This is a genomic window from Arenibacter arenosicollis (assembly GCF_014397245.1).
Lineage (GTDB): Bacteria > Bacteroidota > Bacteroidia > Flavobacteriales > Flavobacteriaceae > Arenibacter > Arenibacter arenosicollis.
In genome coordinates this window covers 1-900 of record NZ_JACLHY010000062.1, presented here as the reverse complement: position 1 = coordinate 900, position 900 = coordinate 1, and the positions used below count along the sequence as shown (strand labels likewise).

Annotated in this window: 2 protein-coding genes; both read right to left on the bottom strand. The window is 44.9% G+C overall.

The features are described from left to right. Positions 1-53 precede the first annotated feature (53 nt). A complete protein-coding gene (locus H4O18_RS21855; protein ID WP_187588642.1) occupies positions 54-290 on the bottom strand; it encodes a GIY-YIG nuclease family protein in 237 nt (78 codons plus the stop codon). A 192-nt stretch (positions 291-482) separates the two neighbouring features. Continuing rightward, positions 483-719, bottom strand: coding sequence for a GIY-YIG nuclease family protein (locus H4O18_RS21850; RefSeq protein ID WP_187588640.1), 237 nt, complete (start codon positions 717-719; stop codon positions 483-485). Positions 720-900: the final 181 nt, after the last annotated feature.

Below are 900 nucleotides of genomic sequence, written 5' to 3'. Positions count from 1 at the left end.
TACGCTACCGGTCTGTCCCGCACCTTTGCGGGAACTGCGCCACATCCCGAAAATTACTTTTCGTCCAGATATCTTTTGATACCTCTTTTCTTTATCTTTCCTTCCAATTGAATCGCTTCGATCCGATCCTTACATGGATAAGTATTTATCAAAATCCAAGGCCTGCCCTTGGAGGTATACTTTTTGCCACCATTATTGTGGGTAACAAGCCGTTTTTCTATATTGTTGGTCTGACCCACATAATACCTGTCGGCCGTTTCACTGAACAATATGTAAACTACATAATCCATTATTTCAAGCGACCATCACGCCCGGGGCGTGATACGCTACCGGTCTGTCCCGCTCCTTTGCGGGAACTGCGCCACATCCCGATACTTCAATTTGCTCAATACTTTCTATTCTTTTTCAGAATCTCCATTTATAAATGAATCCTCTGTGGGGCAGCCTGTCCTGAGCGTAGACGAAGGGCCACATCCCGAAAATTACTTTTCGTCGAGATATCGTTTGATACCTCTTTTCTTTATCTCTCTTTCCAACTGCACCGCCTCGGTTCGATCGGTACAGAGATAAGTTTTTATCAAAATCCAAGGTCTGCCCTTGGATGTATACTTTTTACCACCAATATTGTGGGTAACAAGCCGTTTTTCAACATTGTTCGTCTGACCCACATAATACCTGTCGGCCGTTTCACTGAACAATATGTAAACTACATAATCCATTATTTCAAACGACCATCACGCCCGGGGCGTGATACGCTACCGGTCTGTCCCGCACCTTTGCGGGAACTGCGCCACATCCCGATACTTCAATTTGCTCAATACTTTCTATTCTTTTTCAGAATCTCCATTTATAAATGAATCCTCTGTGGGGCAGCCTGTCCTGAGCGTAGACGAAGGGCCA